The following is a 3,235-nucleotide window of genomic DNA, read 5'->3' as shown; positions in this document are numbered from 1 at the left end:
GCGGACGGACCCCTACGGACCCGCCGCACCGCGGGGTGGCCTCGGCCCCGGCCGGCCCGGAGGACGCGGCCGGCCGCGGAATCGCCCGCGGGCCGACGGGACCGGCAGCGGGCGCCGGGACCTACGGCAGTCGCCAGTCCACCGGCTCCGCGCCCTGTCGCAGCAGCAGGTCGTTGACCCGGCTGAACGGACGCGAGCCGAAGAAGCCCCGGTCCGCGGACATCGGCGACGGGTGCGCGGACTCGATCGCCGGGAGGTCCCCCAGCAGCGGCCGCAGATTGCGCGCGTCCCGCCCCCACAGGACCGACACCAGCGGCTTGCCGCGCGCGGCCAGCGCCCGGATCGCCTGCTCCGTGACCTCCTCCCAGCCCTGGCCACGGTGTGCGCCCGGCTTGCGCGGGGCCGTGGTGAGCGCCCTGTTGAGCAGCAGCACGCCCTGCCGGGTCCACGGCGTCAGATCGCCGTTCGACGGCCGGGGAAGCCCGAGGTCGGAGTGCATCTCCCGGAAGATGTTCTCCAGGCTGGGCGGCAGGGAGCGGACCTCCGGCGCCACCGCGAAGCTCAGCCCGATCGCCATGCCCGGCGTGGGATACGGATCCTGACCGACTATCAGGACGCGGACGTCGTCGAACGGCTGCTGGAACGCGCGCAGGACGTTCGCCCCGGCCGGAAGGTACGTCCGGCCGGCCGCGATCTCGGCCCGCAGGAAGTCGCCCATCGCGGCGATGCGGCCGGCCACGGGTTCCAGGGCCTTCGCCCAGCCCGCTTCAACGAGTTCATGGAGAGGTCTTGGTGCCACAGCGCGTCACCCTACTGGCCCCCACCGACACCCCGCACACCTGCGGAATCCCGCCCGCGGACACGGCCCGGGGCACTAGTCTTCGTCCTCGTCGAAACCACCGGCCCGGCCGTCCCCGCAGCCGGTCATGAACGGGGAGGGAACGTGTTCCGTCCGACCGCCGAGCCGCTCCGCGCCCCCTCCCCCGTGAACCGGCGGCTGTCGTGAGCGCGACCGGGGCGCGGGAACGCGTGCTGCTGGCGGTGGACTCCGGCGGCTCCGGCCTGCGGGTCGCCGTGGGCACGCCGGCGAGCGGCCCGCTGGTCCGGCGTGCCGGCCGGGAACCGGTGCGGACGGGTGCGCGGGGCCTCGACCCCCGGCACCTGGCCGAGTTGCTCGTCCCGCTCGCCCGGGCCGCGCTGGCCGAGGCGGGTCACCGGGCGCCGGACGCGGTGGCGGTGGGAGCGGCGGGCTTCGCCTCGCTGGGCGACGCCTGGCGCGCGGAGCTTCCGGACGTCCTGGCGCGGGAGTTCGGCGGCGGGCGCGGCACGTGGGCGGGCACCGTGCTGGCCTCGGACGCCGTGACCGCGTACGTGGGCGCACTGGGCTGCCGGCCGGGCGCCGTGGTGGCGGCGGGGACGGGGCTCACCGCCACCGGCACCGACCTGTCGGCATGGCGGCGGGCGGACGGCTGGGGTCATCTGCTGGGCGACTGCGGGAGCGGCGCCTGGATCGGGCGGGCGGGCCTGGAGGCCGCGCTGCGCGCCCACGACGGCCGTCCGGGCGGTTCCACCACTCTCCTGGAGCGCGGCGAGGCGCTGCTGGGACCGGCCGCCGGGTGGCCGCAGGCCCTGTACCCCCGCACCGACCGCTCCGCGGTGCTGGCCTCGTTCGCCCCGGAGGTGGCGGCCTGCGCGCCGGCGGACCCGGTGGCGCAGGAGATCCTGCGGGAGGCCGCCCGCCACATGGCCGGCGCCGCGGCCGCGGCCTGCCCGGGCGGGGGCGAGCCCGTGGTGGCGGTGACGGGGGGCCTGGTGCGGCTGGGCGAGCCGCTGACGGGGCCGCTGCGGGAGGAACTGGCCAAGGCCGTCCCGCACGCGCGGCAGGTGCCTCCCGCGGGCGACCCCTTGGCCGGGGCCTTCCGCCTGGCCTCCGGGCTCGCCCTCGGGGACCTGGCGCTCCCTCCCGACCCACGGCTGCTGTGCGTGACCGGGGCCGGGACGGCCGGACGGCCGCGCACGGACTGACCACTTGTCGACAAATCCCCTTGCATTTCCCCGTTCGCGCCGCCGGCGGCCCTCCGGGCGCGAGGATCACGCGGAGGCGGCGCCTTGCCCCCGGGGGCCGCCGGCGGCTTCCGCATGAGGCGGCGTCAGGGCGCGGACCCAGGCGTCGCGCACACCTCCGGCGCCTGTTCGCGGGACCTGTCGCCGCACCGCGCGGAGCCCGGACGGCGGGCACCGCCAGTCGGGCGAAATCATTCCGGTTGTCACACGATCAGGCGGACAAATGCGGACGGATACCGCTCACCCGCCCCCTCCCCGAACAGAAGAGCCCTTCAAGCCAGTAGCATGCGGCGCCATGAGCTCCCCCACTGGGCCCGCAGGCCTGCCCGTACGAATGCCGCGTCCCCGCCAGCCCGGCCGGCACCGCCGGCCCGAGCCGCTGGCGGCTCCCGAGGGCGCGCCCGCGCTGGTGCTCGCGGTGCCCGGCACCCCCGGCGCCGCGACCCGCAGCCTGGCCGAGGAGGTCGTGAGCATCGCGCGCTCCGAGCTGCCCGGCCTGGACGGACGCATCGGTTACCTGGACGGGGACGACGCCGAGTTCCCCACCCTCCAGTCGGTGCTGACGCACGCCGCCGAGGAGCGGACCGCCCGTTACGAGATCGCGCGCGCCGCCGGTTCGGACGTGCAGGAGCCCGACGGCCCGGTCGCCGTCGTGGTGCCGCTGCTGGCCGGTCCGGACAGCGCCCTGCTGCGCCGGGTGCGCCAGGCCGTCATGGAGAGCCGGGTCGCAGCCGACCTGACCGACGCGCTCGGCCCGCACCCGCTGCTGGCCGAGGCGCTGCACGTGCGCCTGTCGGAGGCGGGTCACGCCCGCGCCGACCGCGCCCGCCTCTTCACGGTGCACACGGCCGCGGACGGCATCGTCCTGGCCACCGTGGGCGGCGACGAGGCCGTGCAGGCGGCCGGCATCACCGGCATGCTGCTGGCCGCGCGGCTCGCCGTGCCGGTGATGGCCGCGGCGCTGGACCAGGAGGGCTCCCTCGCCTCGGTGACGGAGCAGCTCCGTTCCGCGGGTTCGCAGCAGCTGGCGCTCGCCCCGTACCTGATCGGTCCGGAGGTCGAGCCGGAGCTGCTGGAGGCCGCCGCGCAGGAGGCCGGCTGCCCGGCCTCCGAGCCCCTCGGCGCCTATCCGGCCGTCGGCAAGCTGGCGCTCGCCAAGTACACGACCGCG

The 3,235-nt window shown here is 77.2% G+C and carries 3 protein-coding genes; 2 read left to right on the top strand and 1 reads right to left on the bottom strand.

Annotated elements, in window-relative coordinates:
• Positions 1–121: 121 nt before the first annotated feature.
• Positions 122–799 (bottom strand): uracil-DNA glycosylase, encoded by a 678-nt coding sequence (locus A2U95_RS31185; RefSeq protein WP_166029272.1) that lies wholly within the window; start codon positions 797–799, stop codon positions 122–124.
• A 203-nt stretch (positions 800–1,002) separates the two neighbouring features.
• On the opposite strand from A2U95_RS31185, the gene A2U95_RS31180 reads away from it, so the two are divergent.
• Both A2U95_RS31180 and A2U95_RS31175 read left to right on the top strand, forming a co-directional pair.
• Positions 1,003–2,025, top strand: a complete 1,023-nt coding sequence (locus A2U95_RS31180; protein WP_166029270.1) for an N-acetylglucosamine kinase — start codon at positions 1,003–1,005, stop codon at positions 2,023–2,025.
• 334 nt (positions 2,026–2,359) lie between these two features.
• The coding region (locus tag A2U95_RS31175) for a sirohydrochlorin chelatase (protein WP_206283132.1) at positions 2,360–3,235 on the top strand (876 nt) is incomplete at its 3' end.

This window comes from Streptomyces chilikensis (genome assembly GCF_001642695.1).
GTDB classification, from domain to species: Bacteria; Actinomycetota; Actinomycetes; order Streptomycetales; family Streptomycetaceae; genus Streptomyces; species Streptomyces chilikensis.
Note: the sequence above shows the minus strand (reverse complement) of the source record. Positions and strands in the feature narration are given on the sequence as shown.